A 21,841-nucleotide genomic window follows, 5' to 3' on the forward strand; every position below is an offset into this window, starting at 1 on the left:
CGACGAACCAACCCAATCTGGTATCGCTCTCAACCTTAACGACAGGCCACCAGGATGTTATCAATGCCCCAGCGTTCATCCGGGCTGTTGGTTCTGGGGGAGAACACGAATATCAAACGGGCTCCGGTGCCCCTCGTGAAAAAGTCCTTGTCAAGCGTGAACGGCCCCTCGTTGCGGAACAGGGCGGCGGGGTCATAAAAGGGCCTGGTGACCTCCCTAGTTTCCATTCCGTTGAATGCCAATACCTGTAAAAACGCGGTTCCGGTGGCGCCGAAGAAACTGGTAAACCGTAGCTCCAGGTTGCCCGAGCAGGGAAAGCCGAGGTTGGGCATGAGCAGGATGTCGGTGGTTAGAACAGCGGTGTTATTGGCTCCGATCCGGCTGGCATTGGCGTAGGCCGCGCCATCGGTCTTGATCCAGTGGTCGCGCACCGGAGCAGAACTCTGGGTGGTGCTCCAACCGCTGGGCAAGCTGCCTCCGGTGTAGGAGAAATCCTGGTACAGGCGCTCACCCAGCTCTACGTTCAGGGTAAAGGGTACGGTCTTGGGCACACTCAGGCCGGGGTGCGAGGCAGTGATGGTAATGCGGTACGTACCCAACTCGGTAAGGCGGCTGAGGCGGATTTCCAGCGAACCGACACTGCCAGGGGTAACGTTGACCCTCTGCACGCTCGCGCCGGCTGGTAGACCGGTGGCATCGAACAGCACTCCCTCGTTGAAACCATTTTGCGGGTCGGCAACACTCACCTGCAGGCTGCGGGACGAGTCCCGCGATCCGGCTCCACTGGGCATGGTTAGCGAGTTGGCAGTGGGGTTGGCTGGGTTGCGCACCGCAATGGTGAAGTCGGGCTGAAGCACCTCTACCGGGAGGCGTGTACTCACGTTGCGTCCGCCCAGGTTGACGGTCGAGAGGGTGAGCGTTTGAGGGCCCAGCGAAGCGGTTCCTTCGGCTTGCAGATACAGCGTGGCCTCACTTCCCGGCAGGGGGTTGGGGCTGATGCTGGCCCGCAGACCCGCCGGAGCCTCCACCCGAAGCTCAACCGGCCCGCTAAAGCCGCCCTGCCGCCGGATGCCGACCGTCCGGCTCGTCCCCTGGGTTCCGCGCAGCAGCGGAACGGGGTTTGGCGGTAGCACGAAGGCCACGGGTGGTGTCTCGACCTCGAGTTGCAGCGCTGCGGTACGCACACGTCCGCCCGCGGTGGCCCGCAGCACCAGGTCGTAGTTGGCGGGGGGCACGCTTGGACCTATGCGCAGCTCGAGGTTGGCCGTGCTGGTACTTCCCGATAGCTCGGTGGGGGTAAAGGTAGCCTGCACCTGATCCTGCCCGCTGCCTACAATGCTCCCCTCCAGGGCCAGCTGCACCGCTTCGGCAAATCCCCCCTGCCGCCTCAGGGTAAGGGGTACGGTCAGGGTGCGGTCGGGTGGGCTGGTCAGGCTCGAGGAACCCTCAGGGCTTACCGAGAAATCTTGAATGGCACTCACGCTCAGGCTGAACGGGGCGATCCGGATTACCCCTTCTGCCTGGCCCCTGAGGGTGAGGGTCAGGGTACCGGGGGCCACACTGGCGGCTACTGCTATGGAAAGGGTGGTACTCGACACTCCCTCCGCAACCGTGCGGGGCGCAGCCGAGATGCCTTGAGGGGGGTCGGTCAGCTCGAGCTGAACCGGGCCGCCAAAGCCCGGCCCGCGCTCCACCTGCACCGCCAGAATTGCGTTTTGACCCTGAACGACGCTGGGGCTGTTCTGTACGCGCAGGCTAAACTCCACCGGAGCGGCCTGCACGCTAAGTTTCAGGGGGGTGGTTTTGACCAGGTCGCCGCCGGTGGCCTTGAGGGTGAGCTCGACTGCCCCCAGCGCTGCGGTTGTGCCCACTTGCAGGGCAAGCTGACCGCTGGAAGCCCCGTCGGGGATGTTGAAGCTGGGAGCGCTGAGGCCCGCGGGGGGGTTGCTCAGCTCGAGCGTCACGGCCCCCGTAAAGCCATTCAGGCGGTTGATGCTAATGGGAATATTGGCCTCCGAACCCCGCCGCACCTCCACGGCCTGGGCTGGTGCCCCAATCTGGAAGTCGGGCGGCGCGTTTCGACAGGCGCCGAGTACCAGCAACGCACACAGACCCATCAGCCTGAACCAAGAGAAGACTCTAAAATCCATTCAACCCTCCTTTGCGGGTCAGCGCAAAGAAACGCTTTGAAACCAGCCGCTCCATTAGCACTGACCCCGGCAATGCACGGCTACTTCTTCAGGTAATACCAAATCTGCTCAGAAGTGACCCAAAAGCGATATAAGAGACCCTCGGACGCGCCCCCTGGCGCGGCAAGTGAGGGGCGCGTTTAGCGCCGCTCACGCGCAGAGTTGGTATAAGACCCTCAGTTGATGCAGACCAGCTCCACCGGGACTTCAAACACCAGGTTGCGGGAGATCTGCTCGAGGCGCAGGGTGATGCGGCCCAGTCCACCTCCGCCGGGCATAGACGGCGGAGTCCAGACGGTGGTAAGGATCTCCCTCCCCCCCGTACGAATCTCGGTAACAACCCCACTGCTACTCCGCCACGACCAGCGAAGGTCGTTGGTTGCCGGATCGCTGCCGTCCAGTTGGCCTTGCAGCGTTACTGTGCCCCGTTCGCAGTAGTTTGGGGGAGTCGTGTTGGCTTGTGGGGAGAGAATCCGCAGACTGGGAGTCGGCTGCACGTTGATTTCAACCCTGGCGGAGGCGCTGGCCCCCCGTGGGTCGGTGGCGGTCAGGGTCAGGGTGCGTGAGCCAGGGGTCTGGAAAGTAACGGTGGGGCTGCCACAAGCATTACCCGGCAGCAGGGGTGTATCCAGGGTATTGCTGCTGCTCCAGCGCAGGGCCGTACAGGGCAGTAAGCCGGTAGCGACGTCCCCATCATCCAGGTCAAAGGCGCTGCCGGACAGCACGATAGGCACCAGGGCGAAGGCTTGCTGGTTTGAGCGGGGCGAGGCAATGAGGGGCGTGTCGGGCGGGCTGTTGGGGCTCTCCAACTTGAGCAGCTCGATATCGGGGGCAAACAAATCGAGCTTGACGTCCTTGAACAGCGGCGAGAGGTCGGCCTTGAAGCCGAAGCGCAGCCCTGCCACCAGCTTCCACCAGGGGTTGCGGGGTATCTCGAGGTCAAACTTGGCATAAACCTGGACTACTAGGGCTGCGGTGATGGTGCCGTAAAAGGTCAGGCCAGGTGACGCGCTGGCAAAAGCCTCGAGGGCAAATTTGATGCGCAGGTTATCTTTCTCTATTGGGCTTATGGGCGTCCAGTTGCCCTGTCTGTCGTTGATCAGGCTCCAGCCTGGACCTTTGAGGTAGCTCACCCCTGTGCGCAAGCTGGACTCGTGCTTGACCCCGAAGCTTACCTTGAATTCGTACTTGCCGCTTACCCCCACACTCACCACGAATGATGGCTGCATCACCACCGGTACCGGGCCTATATGGAAGGTGACCGTTGGTCCCAGCAAGCGCAGGATCTCAACCTCTTTTTTCAGGGTGATGCTACCCTCGAGGTTCACCTTGAGCTTGGCTTCCTGGGCAATGGCTACCCCTGCCTCAAAGCGCTGTACATCAAAGATTGGTCGTACATCCAGATTGAAGAACAGGCTGGGGTCTAGCCGAACACACCCCTCGGCGCTGATCTTGGCCACCACCTTGACCTTGCCGGTTTCGTCGATTTCTTCCTTCTTGGCAATCTCCACGTTGGGTATGTCTATGGTGAGGCCACGGGTGCCGTTCTTCTGGCAATCTGCCACGGCCTGGAGGCTCACCTGACCCGGCTGGCGTAGCCTGACGCCTTGCACCAGGGGCTGGGCGGTATAAGCGTTGGGGTCGTCTATCTTCTGGGAAGCCTGGATCGAGCCTTGCTGCAGGGTCTCGACCAGCTCTGCACCCTCGGTCTCCACCACCAGCCCCGCGCCGTCGGGCTGCACACTTCGCACCTTGCGCAAGTAGCCCGCAGGCGCGCCAGGGCCTGGCTCGCTAACCACAATGTCGCCGGGCCTCAGGCTGGCAAGTTGCGGGGTCAGGCTGGTAAAGCGCAAAGTACCGGTGCTGGGGTTATAGGCCTGAAGGACAGCCCGTGTAGCCCCGTCCACCACTCGAGTGTTTTCGGCCAGCACCACCGGCGTACCGGCGGCTGTGGAGGCTTTGAGCTCAACCGGCGAGCCCGCATCGCTTCCGCGCAACGGGCGAATGCGATAGGTGTACAAGGTGTTGGGCTGGAGCGCCCGGTGGACATAGGAGGTGGCTTCTGCACCAAGATCGGCCAGTTTGCTGAAACCACTGTCGCGGGCCACTTCAAGCACGTAGCCGCTCACCCCCCCAGCGCGATCCCAGGCCAGCTCGATCTGATTGGACTCGGCCCTTGCCACCCGGAAGTTAGCTGGAACACTGCCGGGAGGCGTCACCGTGATGGTGGTCTTGGCCTGGCTCGAGCCCGCTTTGTTGGTGGCAGTCAGGGTGTATTCGGTGGTCTGGTTGGGCCTGACGGTCACACTGGTTCCGCTCACCGTACCCACGTCGGGGGCAATCGTGATGCTTTCCGCATTGGTTACGTTCCAGGAAAGCTGTACCGCCTCCCCTGGAAAAATCTGATTGGGCGTAGCGGAAAAACTACCAATGACTGGCGATGGGCCCGGGTTGGTGCACCCCCACAGCACCAGGGCCAATAGGGCCATCAGTACGGAATTGCCAAAGGGTGGTCTCATACATCCTCCTGATGTCTAACAACGAAGCTCCTGGCTCTTCTAACGTTCCCCTGCACCAAGAAAACCTTCGTTACCATGACCCTAGACAAGGCGGCGTGACTGGAGCGTGACTGCAAAAAAACAGACCCCCGCAGGGGTCTTAATGTAGGATTGAAAGCTTACTTTTTAGCCCGCTCGAGGCTCCGCAGCGTACTGGAGGCGAACAAACTACCTCTCCAGAAGTTTACCCTGGAGGCTTGAGAACCCCGACGCTGCTTGAGATAGCTCGATGGTGATCCCACTACGCGGCGGCTTGACCAGGGCGGGCTGGCCCTGGTTGTCCAGGTAAATCCCGACCAGGCCCTGAGCTTGATTAACTGCAACCAATATGTAATCCCCTGCGCTCAGCCCTTCAATATTGAAGTTGCCACTACGCCCCGTTGTATTGATCGTAACGCTCTTGCTCTTGGCGGGGTCGCAGTCGTCCGCAGCGGCAAGGTAATAACAGGCCAACACCTCGGTGCCCTGAACGCTCTTTCCTGATGGAGCAGTAACGGTTCCCGAGAACCCACTTCCACCCCCGCCCCCACAGGCGCTTAAAAACAGTCCTGCTGCCAGTGCCACTAGGGTCATCCTTTTGTGCATATCCACCTCCTTGAGGTTGCAGGATGCAGGGTAGAACAACCAGGATGACTGGAGGATGACTGAACAAAAACAGACCCCCGCAGGGGTCTGTGAGTAGGACTTGTAGGACTTGAAGCTTATTTGACTTTAGCCCGCTCGAGGCTCCGCAGCACCCCTGGGGAAAGCTGCGATAAGTCGTCGCTCAGCGCGTCGAGCTGGAAGTTGGCCTGTAGGTTGCCGGGCCGCACAGCGACCAGGTTGCCGCTTTGATCCACCACCGCGCCCAGGTAGTCGCCCCGGTCTACATCGTCATTGTTGTTGAGGTCTTTCCAGCCCAGTACGGCGTAGTCGCCGTCTGTCAGATCGGGAATGGTATAGCTGGCCGAGGTACCCCCCTGGCTCACCTGGATGGCTTTGGAGCGGTTGAGGTCACAGTCACCCTGTGCCACGTAACAGGCCAGTACCAGTGTGCCCTGCACACTGGCGTTGGTGCCGCTTCCCACCCGTAGGCTCAGGGGCAGGCTGGCAAAGGTGCTACCCGAAGTGCCCCGCACCGTGAGGGCATAGGTTCCATTGGGGACACTGGCGGCCACGTTCAGGGTGAGGGTGCTGTCATTCAGGGTGGTGCTGGGCGGGTTGAAGCTCCCGCTCACCCCGGCGGGCGCACCTTGCAGGCTCAGGCTCACCGCTCCGCTAAATCCGCCACTGCGGCTTATGGTGATGGGTACATTCACACTGCCGCCTGGCTGAACTTGCAGGATGGTATTGGCAGTGGACAGGCTAAAGCTCGAGGTCGTGCCGCCCTGCACCGCCGCCAGGGCCGCATTCGCATCAATTAAGCCTGCCCCACAATCATTGCCGCTGGGCCGTTTGCACTGGGTCGCGTTCAGGGGTCTGGCGGTGGACTTCAAAATCTGTAGGGCCTGCGCGGTGTTGATGTTCGGGCTGAGGGCCTTCATCAAGGCCACCACCCCCGCCACATGGGGCGCGGCCATCGAGGTGCCATTCTCAAAGTTGTAGATGAACTGCCCGTCGGAGTCCCGCCGCCCCAGGCTAAGCACCCCATCTACAAAGTTGTCGTTGTTGAGGTCTTTGCTGACATCGCCCCCGGGGGCCATGACATCTATGCGGGCCCCGTAGTTGGAGTAGGGGGCACGTGCCCCCGCGAAGTCGGTGGCCCCCACGGTAATCACGTTAGCGCAACTGGCCGGGCTATAGAGCGAGGCATCGTCGTTTTCGTTGCCGGCGGCCACCACCACCACCACCCCCTTACCGGTAACCAGGTTGATAGCATTCTGGCGGGCTGTAGTGCAGGGGCTTTTACCGCCCAGGCTCATGTTGATGACCTTGGCCGGGTTGGCGTTGGGAGGCACCCCCGGCACCGTCTCGCCGGCGGCCCACAGTATGGCATCCACCTGATCGGCCACCGTAGCCCCCAGCAAACCAATCACCCGCACGTGCAGGAGGCGGGCTGTCCAGTCCACCCCCGCCACGCCATCCCCGTTGTTGGTCGCGGCCCCCACCGTACCGCCTACATGCGTACCGTGGTAGCCTGTGCTTTGCTCGTCGCCTACGTCGTAGGGGTCGGAATCGCGACCGTTGCCGTCGCCCGCGTTGGCCAGGGGGTTGGCGCCACTGATGGGCGAGACCATGTCGTAGCCGGGCACCAGGCGGTTGCCGATATCGGGGTGCGACTGGGCCGGATTGCCCTCACGGAAGAGCACCCCGGTGTCCAGGATGGCGACCACCACGCTGTTGGAACCGGTGGTAATCTCCCATGCCTGCGGTAGGTTGATGGCGGGATAGTGCCACTGGAAAGGATAGCCCGGATCATTGGGCGGGGCCAGAGGCTGCTCGAGCCAGTTCAGGTCGGCAGAAACCACATCCGAACGACCACGGAGGGCAGCCAGCAATGCCGGGGTTTCGGCTTCGCTCAAATCGGCCCGGTACAGGGCCATATTGGGCAGACCCAGAGGCCGCACCTGCTGGAGTTCCACGGGCCTGCCCTGTACCTGAAGCCGCAGGCTGCTCACCGATTGCAGGCTCACCCCACCCCGAAACTCCACCAGCACCTCCCCCGGTACAAAACGCGCTTCACCCGTGCGCCGGAGTTTGCCCGGCTGGGGGTCAATCTGAAGGCGTTGCCCGGTGATGCTGGGGCCCAATGAAACCGTTCCCCCAATGTCGCCACCAGCCGAATCCCCACCGGGGCAAGCCGTGAGTAACGCCAACAACACCCCGCCCAGTAGCCACCTTGCATACATAGTGTCCCTCCTGTCCACCGTCACTGGCCCTCATCCCTCAGAACAACCATCCAGTAAACACGTCATCAAACATAGACCCACTGGCATGACTGGAGGATGACAAGCGTTAGAAGGTTGCGATTCCGGCAGATTGGGCCGCCTCGAGAATCGCCTTGCAGAGGGGGTTTTGATGCAGAAAACCGGGTCTGTGGGCTGGGGGTACTTGTTGATCGGCGATCTTTCTCAGGTAGTCTAGCACCTGCCGAAGTTGAGCGCTATCGGCCTGGTGGCCGGTCTGAGCCCGGTAGCGTACCCACAGCACCTCGAGCCTTGTGCAGCCCGTGGGCCAGTACGTCTCAAGCTTCTCCACAGCCGCCTGGATGTGGCGCTGGGCTTCCTTTTTATCGCGCGAGGAACGGGCAGGCAGCTCGAGCAAAACATTAGCCCGGAGGGTGTGGGCCGCGATTTCCAGGCTGGGCCAGTCGTTTTGCTGGGCCAGGGTGAGCGCCTCCTGGGTGCAAAGCAGCGCCTGCTCGGGGGAGCTCATGCGGGCTTTGGCCAGCAGGTAGCAGCCATAGGCCAGCCCCCGATACCCGGCAAACAGGGCCTCGAGCCGCTCCAGCAGGGGCCCCACAGGCTCGCCCCGTTGGTGGGCCAGAAGGGCTTCCAGAATCCGGTAGGTGGCCTCGTCCCGCCGGGGCAGGTCGGGCTCGGCCAAAGCGCGGCCCAGCCAGTCCGCGGCCAGACCCCACGCCCCCCAGAACCGGTGCAGCCGGGCCATCTGGTACTGGCTAAAAGCCCGCGTCCAGCCCCATTCTTCGGGCACTATTTGCAAGGCGCGTTCCAGGGCTTGCTGGGCTTCGGCGTAGCGCTCGAGGTCGTAGTAGCGCAGGGCCAGGTTGTTGAGGTGGTGTACCTCGCGGCCTACCGCGCCCTGCACGCCCTCGAGCAAGCGCTGCGCCTGCAACTGCGCCTCCAGGGCCGCCTCGGCATAGCCCAGCGCAGCCAGGCAGACCGCCCGGTTATGGTGAAAGCCGACCTGCATCAGCCGGTTGTCGGAACGCTCGAGCACCGGCCCCGCCTCCCGGTAGAACCCCAGGGCCTCGCGGTGGCGCTCGAGCTGGTCGTAGGCGATGCCCAGCCGGGAAGTGCAGATGGCCGCCTGAAGCGCATCGCCCCGCTCCAGATGAAGCTGCCGGAGTTGCTCCAGGGCCTCAATCAGGGCGGGGGTCTTGCGCTGGACAAACAGGGCCTGGGCCAGGGCATCCAGCAAGCGAACCCGCAGGTCGGGCAGCCCGGCCTCCTCGGCCTGCTGCAAGCCCTGGCGGGCGGCCTGCTCGGCCTCGAGGCCATAGGCGTGCTCGCCCAGGCGAATGGCCTCGCACAGCCAGGCCCGGGCCCGCCGGGCGGGGGTATCGGCCAGGGCCAGCATACGCTCGACCAGGGCCGCGTGCCGCAGGCCGGTATCGAAGCGGCTCATCACCTGGCTGAGGGCTTCCAGCAGATCGAAGGTCTGCCCGGCATTGCCCATCGGGTCGGCCAGCTCGAGGGCCCGCTGGTAGAACTGGGCCGCCTCGGCCAGCTGGTAAGCCGCCTCGGCCTTCCGGGCCGCCTGGATCAGAAAGGGAATGGCCCTGGGGGGCTCGCCCTCGAGCCAGTGGGCGGCAATACGGGCCGGCTCGGCCTTTTGCTCCTCCAAAATAGCGGCCACTTGCTGGTGCAGATACAGCTTGATGCTGGCCGGAATGCCCTCCAGGGTGGCCTCGTAAAGCAGGTCGTGAACGAAGGCATGGCCCTGCATGACCTGGGCCGTCTGGAGCTCGGCCAGGGGCTCGCTGAGCGCGACGGGGCTGGTTTGCAGCACCCGGGCGGCCAGCACAACCGAGAAGTCTGTACTTGCGACGGCTGCAGTACGGGCGAGGTTCAGGGCCTGGGGGCTCAGGCGCTCCAACCGCCGCTGAATCAGGGCCCGTACCTTGCCCGAAGCCGGGAGTTTTTGCGGCACCCCTTTTTGCAAAGCGCCGGATTCCACCAGGCTGCGGGCCGTCTCGAGCACAAAAAACGGATTGCCCCCGGCATAGCGCACCAGCGACGGCGCCAACGCAGGCAAACCTGCCACTTCAAGGCTCCCCACCAGGGCTTCGGCCTCGGCAGGCTCTAGCGGCTCCACATCCAGCAAGACCGCCAGCCCCCGCTCGACCAGAGGGTAAAAAACCTCCTGCTCAATCGCGCTGGACATCTCGCCCCGGCGGTAAATCTCGATGGTAAAGGGGGGCTGGCCCTTCTTCCCCACCCCGCCGTATTTGTTGAGCTGGTAGAGCATGGCCTCGAGGCTGGCCGGGTCGAGGTACTGGGCATCGTCGCTGACCTGAATGCTGGGGGCTGCCCCCTCGTGCAAAAGCAGGGTGAGCTCACTTAGTGCATCGTAGAAACGCAGCTTGTCGGCTTCCGAGAGGAGGGGCGGCGGGGCCTCCTGCTCCAGTTCTGGCAGAATACGGGCTAGCTCGCGGCGCACCCAGGCCGGCAGGGCCTGTGCTAGACCGGGGCGCTCACTGAAGGACTCCCGCAGGCTGCGGGCGTAGCTCGAGTAGGGCACGGCCACATCGCCAGGCCGGGCCGCCAACAACACCACCCGCCCCTTGGATGCCGCAAAATCGGTAGCCAGACGGGTTTTTCCCACGCCCGGCTCACCCCGCAAAAACACCACCTGGCCTTTCTGGTAGGCTTCCTCCATGGCGGCCCAGAGCTTTTCCCGCCCCACCAGCAACGGCGGGCGGATCAGGCTCAGGGGCATGGTGCTGCGGGGCGATCGGCTGCTATAGGCAAGCGCCGAACCCTGGGCAATCTGTGCGGCCAGGGCCTGGGTCTCGGCCAGGGGGGCCATGCCCAGCTCCCGCTGTAAAACGGCCTTGCAACGGTCGTAGGCCTTGAGCGCCGCCGGTCGGTCGCCGCTCAGGTACCAAAGCCGCATGACCCGGCGGTGAGCCGCTTCTGAAAGCGGGTCTAGCTCCACCAGACGTTCCGCGTAGCTCAGGGCTTCGCGGTACTGCCCGGCCTGCTCGAGCTCCTCGGCCAGGGCTGTGAGCGAATCGCGGCGTAAGTCGTCCAGACGTTCGCGCCTTATGATCAGCCAGTCGTCGAAGTCGGGGCAGTCGTCGTAGTCGTGGCCCTCGAGCAAGCGGCCCTGGCTCTGGACCACCTCGGCATGGCGGCCTGCGAAGTGGGCAACCTCGAGGGCGGCCACATCCACCTCCAGCCCTTGCAACTCCAGCACATCCGCGCCCCTTACCAGCTCGGCCCCCGTAGCCTGTTTGAGTCGCCGCAGGGCCTGGGCCAGGTTGTTGCGGGCGGTGGCCTCGGACGACTCGGGCCAGAGCAGGCCCGCCAGCCTGGAGCGGGGGGTGGGGCCTTCCAGGGTCAGGTAAGCCAGAATGCCCGCGGTCTTGCGTTCAACCGGGCTTAGCTGGCGCGTTTGGATCTGCAAAACCGGAACGCCCAGCAGCGCCAGACGCCCACGGGATACCTGGGCCTCAGCGGCTCCCGGTGCCTTTTCCGGGCGTTTGCGTTCCGGCATTTAAACATTGTAGGAATACCCGTCAAGGCTGGATGTTTGTTTGCCACAAAGTTATCCAAGCATTTTTGTGTCACAAAGAATCGCCCTGTCATTCCGAAGAGGCGCAGCCGACAAGGAATCCTGGTTGCAAATAATGCGAGAATGGCGAAGGTGGAATTCTCTGTTCTGCGGTTTCTGGGCTCGATTGCACGAACTACTGCTTTACAACCCGAACCAGGTAAAAGGATAGTAACTCACCAGTTCGTCGCGGTACGGCTCCACCAGCCGAACATTGGCCGCCGGGGCTTCGGGCCTGGCCAGCTCGACCCTGGGGTTAAAGTCTCGGGCCGCAATCTGGCGCAGAATTTCCTGGGGGTTCAGATTGGGCACCCCATAGCCGAGCGCGGCATAGACCTGGGAGCGCACCCAGGCATACTCCTCGAGCGAGAAATCCTCCCGGTTCAGGGCCTGCACCTGCAACCCTTTGGCATCCAGCACCAGCGAGCCCCCCTCGCGGAACAGATCCAGCGCCGTGCGGTAGTCCAGCGTAAGCTGCCCGACTTGCTGGTTGGCCAGCTGGTTGAGCCGGGCCTCCACGCGCTGGTAGCGCTCCCCTAGCTGTTGCTTGACGCTGCGCTGCACCCGTACAAAGCGCTGTACTTGATCGGGACTCAGCAGCCCACTGGCGGGGGGCGTATACGCAGTCTGCCGTTTTATGTCTTTGTCCTGGGCGATAATCTGCTGAAAATTGTTGACCAGGGTCTGGGCCGGACGAATCAGGAACGAGTAGGCTGCCCAGCCTGCCAGACCCAAAAAAAGCAAAAAACCAAAACAACCCATCATGAGCCATCGTGCCATGTGCGCAGGATGGCATACCCTGGGCCGCAAGACTGCGGTGTTCGGTTCAATTCAGATACATGTTCGGCCAGAGCCTGCCCAGTTGAACCACAATCCTTGAGTTCGTCAAATACGTTTCAAACGTAAAATTCTACAAACCACACCCCCAGTTAACGGCTGGGTGTGTCAGATATCACCGGAATTAATGCCTTTTCCCCCTAGGCTCGAGCCAGGTTGCACCTCTTCGCAAGTATTTTGGTGCCTTATCGTCAGGAGAAATTTTGAACCACGCCGCCACCCATCTCACCTCCTCCGCGGCCCCCACGGCTGCCGAACGGGTACTGACCCTGGTGGATCTGGGTAGTGAGGTCTTGCGCATCAACCCCTCCCAGGCCCTGGACATGGCCACCCAGGCCGCGCAGCTGTGCCAGGAGCATGGGCTCGCCAGGCTCCGACTGCCCGTCCTGAGCCTGCTGGGGGAAAGCCAGTACCGACTGGGACAGTACCTCGAGGCCCGCGCCAACCTCAATACCCTGCTGTCACTCGGCCCCGATCAAAGCCTTGCAGCCAAGAGCCTCTGCACGCTGGGCCATGTGCAGCGCATGCTGGGCGAGTATCGCAGCGCCATTCAGCATTACAACCAGGCATTGGAACTCGCTCATCGGCTGCAGGACAGCAATCTGGAAGTCGCCACTCTGAACGGGCTGGCGGGAACCTATTTCTCGCTGTTTGATTACCAGGGCGCCGCCGAACTGTACCTGCATAGCCTGGGACTGGCCCAGAGCCTGGGCAACCTCGAGGCCGAAGGGGCCGCCCTGGGCAACCTGGGCGCGGTCTATCTGGAGCAGGGGGAGCTCTCCAGGGCCCAGGAGCTTTTCCAGAAGGGTCTGGAAATCTGCATCCGGGTGGGCAACCAGCAGCGCGAGGCGGTGGTTCGCAACAACCTGGGCTTCACCTACTACCGGCTAGACTCCTACCAGTCTTCGCTCGAGTACAGCCAGCAGGCACTGCAACTGGCCCAGAAGCTGCGGGATCGCCGTATCGAGGCCAGCGCGCTGGGCAATCTGGCCCTTACGTACTTTGCCCTGGGGCAGTACGACACCGCCCTCGAGCTCAACAAACGAGCCCTGGAACTCGAGCGCGAGCTACACAACCGCCATACCGAAGCCGACTTGCTGGTGCAGATTGGCCGCATCTGGCTGGAAAAGCGCAACTACGAAATGGCCCAGAACACCCTCGAGGAAGCCCTGCAGGTAGCCCAGTCCGCTGGCAACCGCAAGGCCCATACCGAAGTGCATCTGTATCTGTCGGAGGTCTGGCAGCACAAGGGCCAGTTTGCCCTGGCCCTCCAGCAACACCGGCTGTACCACGAACTGACCGCCGCCAACCTGCGCGAACAACTCGAGCGCAAAACCCTGGCCCTCCTGATTCGCTTCCAGGCCGAACAGGCCCTGCAGCAAGCCGAGATCGTGCGCCTGCGGAATGTGGAGCTGGTTGCCGCGAACGAAGCCCTCGAGCAGGCCAATCGCGAAAAAAGCCAGCTGCTGGCCCAGCTCGAGCAGATGGTGCGCACCGACCCCCTCACCCAGATCTACAACCGCCGCTACCTCGAGGAGCAGCTCGAGCGCCTGTTTGAGCAATCCCGTGCCGAGCAGTGGCCCCTGAGCGTCGCCCTGATTGACCTCGACCACTTCAAGGCTATCAACGACACCTACTCCCACCAGGCGGGCGACGAGGTACTCAAAACCACCGCTGCCCTTTTCAAGGAAACCCTGCCGGAAGTCGAGTTGATTGCCCGCTACGGCGGGGAGGAGTTTGCCATCGTGTTCCCCCAGACCCCCGTTGCCGAGGCCGCCGCCGTCTGCGAGCGCCTGCGCCAGCGAATCGAGACCCACGACTGGAGCTTCATCCACCCCGACCTGGCGGTTACGGTCAGCATCGGGGTATCCGACGCGCCCAGCGCCCCCAACCACGAAAAACTCCTGATGGTGGCCGACCAGTACCTCTACGACGCCAAGCGCAAACGCCGCAACCAGGTTTGCTTCGGGTCATAAAATCGTATGATAAAGCCCAAGATTGTTGGGCTATGAACCAGACCCTCCAGGCCCTCGAGGCCCAACTCAACCAGACCCAGGCCCTTTCGGAGAAACTGGGGCTTCTGGATCAGCTCTACCAGTTTCTGCGTCTGAGCGACCTGCGCCGGGCCAAAGAGACCGTGGAGGACATGCTGATTCTGTCGCAAAACCCCGCCTATCCGGCAGGGCGCGGGCTGGCCCTGAAAAACCTGGGCGATTTCCATTTTCGCCAGGGCAACCTGCCGGCAGCCCAGGGGTGCCTCGAGGAAGCCCTCGCTATCCTGCGCAGGGCCGGTGAAGTCAAGGGCGAGATAGACACCCTGAACGCCCTGGGCAACTTCTACTACTTTCAGGGTAGTTTTCCCAAGGCCCTTGAGTATTATCTGGAAGCCCTCGAGCAAAGCCGTAAATACGAGCACAAAGCCCAGGAATCCCACGCCCTAAGCGGCGTGGGCATCGTCCAGTACACCCTAGGCAACTACCAGGAGGCCACCAAGTATTTTCTGCGCAGTCTGGCCCTCAAGCGCGAGATTGGCGACCGACTAACTGAAGCAGGCACCCTGAACAACCTGGGACTGGTCTACCTCGAGATGGGCGATTATCCGGGGGCAGTACAGCTCTACCGCGAAAGCCTGGAGATCAAGCAAGCGCTGGGCGACCTCCAGGGCCAGGCCAACGCGCTCTCCAACCTGGGCGTGGTGTTTCAGCGGCTGGGCCGTACCCAGGAGGCCCTGGACTACCACCAGCAGGCCCTGGAAATTGCCAGCCGATTGGGCAGCCCCCAGGTACGGGCCACCTGCCTGGAAAATCTGGGCCTTTCCCAGGCCTCTCTGGGCAACCTGGAAAAGGCTCTGGAGTTATTCCAGGCGTCCAAAACGCTCTATCAGGAGCTGGGCAATCGGCTGGGTGAGCTCAGTACATGGCTTCAGATAGGCTCGACACTGGGCCATCTGGGACAGCCGGATGCTGCCACCCAGGTTCTGCAAAAAGGGCTCAAGATGGCCGAGGAGCTAGGGCCCCAAAAACCGCTCTTGGAGTTTCACCAGGCCCTTTCCAGAATCTACGAACAAACGAACAAACCCGCCCTCGCCCTATACCACCTCCAGCAGGCCATCGAAATTGAGCGCAGGCTGCACAAAGAACAGCAAGCCCAAAGAACCGCCGCCCTGCTGGCCGGGTTTCAGGTGGAGAAAGCCCGCCAGGAAGCTGAGATAGAGCGCTTGCGTAACATCGAGCTAGCCCGCGCCAACCGCGAGCTGGCCCGCGCCATCGAAAGCCTCAAGGAAGCCGACGCCGAAAAGTCGCGCCTGCTGGACAAACTGCGCCTGCAGTCCCAGGAGCTAGAGCGACTGGCCCGTCAGGATCCCCTCACCCGGCTCTATAACCGCCGCTACCTCGAGGAAAACCTGGAGCGCGAGTTTGCTGCTTCCAAACGCTACCACTTTCCCCTTAGCGTAGCTATGGTGGACATTGACCATTTCAAACAGATTAATGATCACTTTTCCCATCAGGTCGGCGACGATGTCCTCCGGGTGGTGGGACAGATGCTCGAGTCCAGTTGCCGCGGGGTGGACTTTGCGGCCCGCTATGGGGGAGAAGAATTCGCCCTGGTCTTCCCACAAACCGACCTGCTCGGTGCGCTGGTGGCCTGTGAACGGGTGCGGCAACGGGTGGAGAGCCATGACTGGAGTACTATTCACCCAGATCTGAAGGTTACGGTGAGCATCGGGGTGAGCAACGACCCCACTCTGCCCAACCACGAAAAACTCCTCGCCGCCGCCGACGAACAGCTCTACGCGGCCAAGCGAGCGGGGCGCAATCGGGTGTTCCCGCAAGTAAAGGGGTAAAGGAAGCGGGGTCAGGGGTATGCAACTACGCTGAATTCACTGCTTCTAAGCCAAACAGCGCATCTACACGCCAGTTGCCCAAGGGAGCAGTAACCCGATTTGATGACGAGATAAAGACAGCAACAAGCATCGTAGAGTCAATAAAATTCAGTGGGAACCTCTGTCGCCTGCCCCCTCCATAACCCCTGCCCCCTCCCTTATGCTGTTCCTATGCGTCTGCATCCCGAAGTCGCCCAAGCCCTGCAAACCCACCAGGCGGTGGTGGCCCTCGAGTCCACCGTCATCACCCATGGCCTGCCCCGCCCCCTGAACCTGCAACTAGCCCAGAAGCTCGAGGACACCGTGCGGCAAGCCGGCGCCGTCCCCGCCACCATCGCCATTCTGAAAGGCGAGGTGGTGGTGGGCCTGACCCCGGACGAGCTAAAGGCCATCGCTGCCGACGACAGCGCCGACAAGGCCAGCCTGTGGAACCTGGGCGCACTGGTCGCCCAGGGCAGGAGTGCCGGCACCACCGTGGCCTCCACCACCTTCCTGGCCCACAAGGCCGGTATCCAGGTCTTCGCCACCGGGGGTATTGGCGGGGTACACCCCCATCCCTACGACGAGTCGGCAGATCTGCTCGAGCTTTCCCGCACGCCCATTGTGGTGGTCTCGGCGGGGCCTAAAAGCATTCTTGACCTGGCCGCCACCCTCGAGCGCCTGGAGTCGCTGGGGGTGGCCCTGCTGGGCTACAAAACTAATCGCCTGCCCGCCTTTCACAGCCCCACCAGCCCCTACCTCCTGCCCGCTCGGGTCGAGTCGGCGCTTGAGGCCGCCCAGGCTTTTCGGGCCGCTCGAGGGCTGGGGCTGCCGGGAGCCTCGCTGGTGCTTAACCCCATTTCCAAAGGGCTGGACTTTGCCCAGGTACAGCACTGGGTCGAACAGGCCACCCAGGAGGCCGCCCGGGCCGGAATAGGCGGCAAGGCCCTGACCCCCTTCCTGCTGCGGCGAATCTCCGAGCTGAGCGGCGGTCAGACCGACGAGGTCAACCTGCGCCTTTTGGAAGAAAATGCCCGGCTTGCAGCGCAAATCGCGCTGGCTTTGGCAGAGCTCGAGTGAACAGCTAGCCATAACGTGTACGTTAGCTGATAAACTGGCATAGAATAAGGCGCAATGTGTGAGCTGGGGAAGCGGTTGAAAGAGTCCCGCGAAGCCAAAGGGCTGGACTTAGCCCAGGCCGCGGAGGTTCTCAAGGTGCGGCGGGCCATACTGGAGGCGCTGGAGGACTGTCGCTTCGACGAGCTGCCCGAGCCGGCCCTGGCTCGAGGCTACCTGAAGCGCTACGCCCAGCTGCTGGGTCTCGACCCGGCCCCTTTGCTGGCCCTCTACCCCATCGGCGCCCCCGATTCGGGAGGGCCCGCTGCTTCCCAAACCGTTTCCAGCACAAAAGCGCCTACCTCCCCTTCCAGCACGGGCTGGCTCTGGCTGGTGCCACTTATTTTGCTCCTGGCGGTACTGGGCTGGCTGGGCTACCGGGCCCTGAACCCGCCCAGCACGTCGGCCCCTGTACCCCCCCCACCGGCCCCCGTCACGCCCCCGCCCCCCCAGCAGGTGAGCCTGCGGATTGCCACCCAGCCCCCCGGGGCGCGGGTCTACCTCGATGGCTTTCTGCTGGGGCAGGCCCCCCTCGAGGCCCGCGTGGAGGCCGGCGAACGCACCCTCCGGATTGAGGCCGCTGGCTACCAGAAATACGAACAGGTACTCACCCTGCAAAGCGACCGCAGCCTGAGCTTCGCCCTCACCCCCGTTCCACCGGCCCCCCCGCCCAACCCCGCCGCACCCACCACCCCAGAGCCCACGTCCCCCCCCAATCCGACCACCCCCACCACCGGGCTGGTGCTGAGGCTCGAGGGCGCCAGCTGGCTCCGCGTGACCGACGCCCGCACAGGCCGGCAGCTCTACGAGGGCACCGCCCCCGGCGGCACCCAGCTCAGCTTCCCCCTCCCGGTGGTGGTGCGAGCCGGTAACGCCGGGGTGGTGCGGGTCATTGTGGACGGCCAGGATCGGGGCCGCATGGGCAACGTAGGGCAGGTAGTATCGCTGCGCTACGGACAGTGAACCGGTGAAAAGGCGCTAAAGACAGTGGTTCCGCAAAAAAGGCCGGATCATGTGTCCGGCCCTATTTCTTTCAGACCCCTATCGCTTCAGGAAATTGCCCAGCATCCGCACCACGTCGTCCACCACGTTTCCATCGCGGTTCTGGTCGAGCAGCATGTTGACCAGATTGAAGGCCTGGGGCTGCTGCTGCTGCATCTGCCCGGTGGCTTGCTCCAGCAGATCCAGCAGGCCACCCGCCCCCGCGCCTTGCTGACGGGTGGTTTTGCCCAGCGCTCCCATCACAATCGGGGCCAGCATCTCCAGAAGGCTCCCCACCTGGTTGGGGTTGATGCCCGCCGCCTGGCCGATGCCCTGTTGCACTGTCGCCCGATGATCACCCAGCACGTGCCGCAGAATACCGGCGCCCGGCCCCTGCTGAGCCTGGCCCAGAAAGCCCATCAAGTCGTCCAGCACACTCCCGTCGTGGTCGCGGTCTAGCGCAGCGGCCAGCGACTCGGCCCCCTTTGGATCGGCAGCATTTCGCTGCAAGCCCTGCAAAAGGGCCGGTAATGCCATCCCGATAGCGCTCTGTACCTGGGTGTCCGAAGCCCCCAATTGGCCCGCCATCTGCTTGATGGTGTTTTCGTTGAGGGCCGCTCCAAGCAAATCCATAAGTCCTGCCATCTTGACCTCCGGTTTCCACTGGCCACGAATGCAGGTTCCCAGAAACCTTATGGATTGTAGCACCACCCTTTGCAGGAGATTTGTAGGCAGTTCCGGAGGCATCCCTTGAAGCAGCCCAGAAGGGTCTGGTCAAGGATTTTTGGCCATGGGCCTGCGACTTGTGACCTGCGACATTAGACGAACTATTGACTTCTCTAACAATGACGTGCCTCCTTCAACTTTGCGGTTTCCACCCATTCACGCTATTCCTGCTATACTCGCTAATGTTGTCGCGCCACCGGCGCACAGGAGAGCGAATGGCAGGCAAGGTTGGGTTTGTGAGTCTGGGCTGTCCCAAGGCCCTGGTGGATTCGGAGCAGATACTCTCGCGTTTGCGGGCCCAGGGGTACGAGACCGCCCCGACGTACCAGGGCGCCGATGTGGTGGTGGTGAATACCTGCGGCTTCATCACCCCGGCGGTGGAGGAGTCGCTCACCGCGATTGGCGAGGCCCTCGCGGAGAACGGCAGGGTGATCGTGACCGGCTGCCTGGGGGCCCGCCCCGAGGTCATCCAGCAGGCCCATCCGCAGGTGCTGGAAGTCACCGGCCCCGGCGAGGTAGACAGGGTACTGGCCGCCGTGCAACGGGTGGCGCCCCTGGATCAGAACCCCTTCACGGCCCTGGTGCCGCCCCAGGTCAAGCTCACCCCCCGCCACTATGCCTACTTGAAAATTGCCGAGGGCTGCAACCACCGCTGCAGCTTCTGCATCATCCCCAAGCTACGCGGCCTGCAACAAAGCCGCGATGCCGCCGACATCCTCTTCGAGGCGGCCCGGCTGGTGGGCACCGGCACCAAGGAGCTGCTGGTGATTGCCCAGGACACCTCGGCCTACGGGGTGGATCTTCGCCACCGTCCCTCCGACTACGCAGGCCGACCAGTACGGGCACACCTGGTAGACCTGGTCAACGAACTGGCAAAGCTGGGGGCCTGGCTGCGGCTGCACTACGTGTACCCCTACCCGCACGTGCGCGACCTGATTCCCCTGATGGCCGAGGGCAAGCTGCTGCCCTACCTGGATGTGCCGTTGCAGCACGCCAGCCCCAGCATCCTACGGGCCATGCGCCGCCCTGGGGGGGCCGAAAGCCACCTCAAAACCATTCAGGAATGGCGCGCCATCGCCCCCGACCTGGCGATACGCTCGAGCTTCATCGTGGGCTTCCCCGGCGAAACCGAAGAGGACTTCGCCCTCTTGCTGGACTTTATCGCCGAGGCGCGGCTCGACCGGGTGGGCTGCTTCACCTACTCCGAGGTGGAAGGGGCCGACGCCAACGCCCTGCCGGGAGCCGTGCCAGAGGAGGTCAAGGAGGAACGCCGTGCACGCCTGATGGCCCTGCAACAGCAGATTAGCCTCGAGAAAAACCAGGCCAGAGTGGGCCAGACCCTCGAGGTCATGGTGGACGACTACGGCGAGCTACCGGGCCAGGTAGTGGGCCGCTCCAAATTCGACGCGCCGGGCATTGACGGCCTGGTCTACGTTGAGACCGATGGAACGGTCAAGATTGGCGACATCATCCGGGTCAGGGTCACCCAGGCCGAAGCCTACGACCTGTACGGCGAGATGGTGGGGCGGGTGGCCTGGAAACCGGGGGTGCCGGTGATGCACAACGTAGCCATAGAAACAATTCGGGTGTAAGCTGAACCCGGTCTGGCTTATGAAACCTTTTCAGGTCTGTCTAGACTTGAGCATTCGGCAAAACCGGGAGACCAAACCCTCCGAAGACCTCCACAGGGGCCTTCGGCATTTGGCTTTCGGCTATTGGCAGGTAGTAAAGCGGAGCCCCTTATGTACATCGTGATTGCTGGCGGCGGCGAGATCGGCTCGCAGATTGCGAAAGCTCTACACACCCAGCACGACCTGGTGGTGGTGGATACCAACCCAGATGCCAAGGAGCGGCTGGGGGGGCTGGATGTACAGGTGGTGATTGGCAGCGTCACCGACCCCGAAATCCTGCGCGAAGCCAAGGTGGACTTGTGCAACACCTTTATTGCCACTACCAACTGGGACGAGGTCAACCTGATTGCCTGCATGCTGGCCAAGGGTCTGGGGGCCAGGGAAACCCTGTGTTTTGTGGGTAAGCAGTCTTATGTGGACATCCTGACCGACCCCCGCACGGTAGAAATTCTGGGCACCCGCATTGACCAGGTCTTCTGGCCCCAGCGCTCGCTGGCCAAGGAAATTGTCGAGGTGATCCGCATTCCGGGCGCGGTAGACACCGAGGTACTGGCCGGAGGACGGCTCCGTTTTGTGGAGTATCAGGTGCGGGAGGGCGGCCCCTATGTGGGCAAGGAGCTGGCCCTATTGGACTGGCCGGGCGGCAGCTTTCTGGCCGGCATCCTGCGGGAGGGCAAGTTCTACGCCGCCACCGACCCCAGGTTCAAGGAGCTGACCCTCGAGCCCGAGGATCGCATCTTCTTCATGACCACCCCCCAGGGCTTCGATGTCATCCAGGCCTGCTTTGCCCCCCGTGAGCGGGTGCGGCGGGTGATGGTGGTGGGGGGTGGCAATGTGGGCTACATGGTGACCAAAGAGCTGCTGAAGCACCGTCTCGAGGTCACCATCATCGACCACAACCCCGACCGCTGCGCCTGGCTGGCCGAGCATCTGCCGGGGGCCCTGGTCCTCGAGGGCGACGGCACCGACCTCGAGCTTCTGGAGTCCGAGGGCCTCGACCATGTGGACGTGATGGTAGCGGTCACCGAAAACGACGAAAAAAACCTGCTGGTCTCGCTCTTGGCCAAGCAGGTGGGGGTAGCCAAGGTGATTACCCGGGTCAACCGGGGCGAAAACCGCCGCCTTTTCGAGCATGTGGGCATAGACATCCCCCTCACCCCCCGCGCGGCCGCGGTGCGCGAGGTGGTGGACTGGATCGCTCCCGACAACGTGGATCACCTGGCCCTGATCGAAGACCAGATCGAGCTCCTGGAGTTCGAGGTACCCCCCGACTTCCGCGAGACCCCTTTCGACAAGCTGGTGCTGCCCCAGGGGGCGGTGGCGGTGGCCCTCGAGCGCGGCACCAAGGTCTACCTGCGCTCCCCTATGCTGGCGGTTACGGCTGGCGACAAGCTCCTGGTACTCACCGACCGGCAGGTGGCCGATGAAGTCCTGGCCCAGGTTCGCTAAAGCAGTCCGGGCCAACCCCATCCCGGTGGCCACCTACATGACCGGAACGGTGTA

At 63.0% G+C, this 21,841-nt stretch carries 13 protein-coding genes; 6 read left to right on the plus strand and 7 right to left on the minus strand.

What is annotated here, in order from left to right:
* Positions 1-35: 35 nt before the first annotated feature.
* The 6 genes from J3L12_RS08095 to J3L12_RS08120 form a co-directional block, all read right to left on the minus strand.
* Positions 36-2,150, minus strand: coding sequence for a hypothetical protein (locus tag J3L12_RS08095; RefSeq protein ID WP_208014545.1), 2,115 nt, complete (start codon positions 2,148-2,150; stop codon positions 36-38).
* Between the two features lie 215 nt (positions 2,151-2,365).
* Positions 2,366-4,708 (minus strand): hypothetical protein, encoded by a 2,343-nt coding sequence (locus J3L12_RS08100; protein WP_208014546.1) that lies wholly within the window; start codon positions 4,706-4,708, stop codon positions 2,366-2,368.
* A 207-nt stretch (positions 4,709-4,915) separates the two neighbouring features.
* Positions 4,916-5,332, minus strand: a complete 417-nt coding sequence (locus J3L12_RS08105; RefSeq protein WP_208014547.1) for a hypothetical protein — start codon at positions 5,330-5,332, stop codon at positions 4,916-4,918.
* Between the two features lie 116 nt (positions 5,333-5,448).
* Positions 5,449-7,575, minus strand: coding sequence for a S8 family serine peptidase (locus J3L12_RS08110; RefSeq protein ID WP_208014548.1), 2,127 nt, complete (start codon positions 7,573-7,575; stop codon positions 5,449-5,451).
* Positions 7,576-7,681: 106 nt separating this feature from the next.
* A complete protein-coding gene (locus J3L12_RS08115) occupies positions 7,682-11,128 on the minus strand; it encodes a BTAD domain-containing putative transcriptional regulator (RefSeq protein WP_208014549.1) in 3,447 nt (1,148 codons plus the stop codon).
* A 201-nt stretch (positions 11,129-11,329) separates the two neighbouring features.
* A complete protein-coding gene (locus J3L12_RS08120) occupies positions 11,330-11,965 on the minus strand; it encodes a hypothetical protein (protein ID WP_208014550.1) in 636 nt (211 codons plus the stop codon).
* Positions 11,966-12,225: 260 nt separating this feature from the next.
* Between J3L12_RS08120 and J3L12_RS08125 the strand changes: the two genes are divergently transcribed.
* The 4 genes from J3L12_RS08125 to J3L12_RS08140 all read left to right on the plus strand — a co-directional run bounded on the left by J3L12_RS08125 (position 12,226) and on the right by J3L12_RS08140 (position 17,963).
* Positions 12,226-13,998 (plus strand): diguanylate cyclase, encoded by a 1,773-nt coding sequence (locus J3L12_RS08125; RefSeq protein ID WP_208014551.1) that lies wholly within the window; start codon positions 12,226-12,228, stop codon positions 13,996-13,998.
* Positions 13,999-14,030: 32 nt separating this feature from the next.
* Complete coding sequence (locus tag J3L12_RS08130) at positions 14,031-15,866, plus strand: tetratricopeptide repeat protein (RefSeq protein ID WP_208014552.1); 1,836 nt, start codon at positions 14,031-14,033, stop codon at positions 15,864-15,866.
* A gap of 210 nt (positions 15,867-16,076) precedes the next feature.
* Positions 16,077-16,964 (plus strand): pseudouridine-5'-phosphate glycosidase, encoded by an 888-nt coding sequence (locus tag J3L12_RS08135; RefSeq protein WP_208014553.1) that lies wholly within the window; start codon positions 16,077-16,079, stop codon positions 16,962-16,964.
* Positions 16,965-17,018: 54 nt separating this feature from the next.
* Complete coding sequence (locus J3L12_RS08140) at positions 17,019-17,963, plus strand: RodZ domain-containing protein (RefSeq protein ID WP_208014554.1); 945 nt, start codon at positions 17,019-17,021, stop codon at positions 17,961-17,963.
* 78 nt (positions 17,964-18,041) lie between these two features.
* Here the strand turns inward: J3L12_RS08140 and J3L12_RS08145 are convergent, their stop codons facing one another.
* Positions 18,042-18,626, minus strand: a complete 585-nt coding sequence (locus tag J3L12_RS08145; protein WP_208014555.1) for a DUF937 domain-containing protein — start codon at positions 18,624-18,626, stop codon at positions 18,042-18,044.
* A gap of 296 nt (positions 18,627-18,922) precedes the next feature.
* On the opposite strand from J3L12_RS08145, the gene rimO reads away from it, so the two are divergent.
* Both rimO and trkA read left to right on the plus strand, forming a co-directional pair.
* Positions 18,923-20,299 carry a 30S ribosomal protein S12 methylthiotransferase RimO gene (gene rimO, locus J3L12_RS08150; RefSeq protein WP_208014556.1) on the plus strand — a complete coding sequence of 459 codons (1,377 nt, stop codon included), beginning with the start codon at positions 18,923-18,925 and terminating at the stop codon, positions 20,297-20,299.
* Between the two features lie 150 nt (positions 20,300-20,449).
* Entirely contained in the window at positions 20,450-21,787 is a 1,338-nt protein-coding gene (gene trkA, locus J3L12_RS08155) for a Trk system potassium transporter TrkA (RefSeq protein ID WP_208014557.1), read from the plus strand.
* Positions 21,788-21,841: the final 54 nt, after the last annotated feature.

Source organism: Meiothermus sp. CFH 77666, assembly GCF_017497985.1.
In the GTDB taxonomy this organism is placed as follows: domain Bacteria; phylum Deinococcota; class Deinococci; order Deinococcales; family Thermaceae; genus Meiothermus.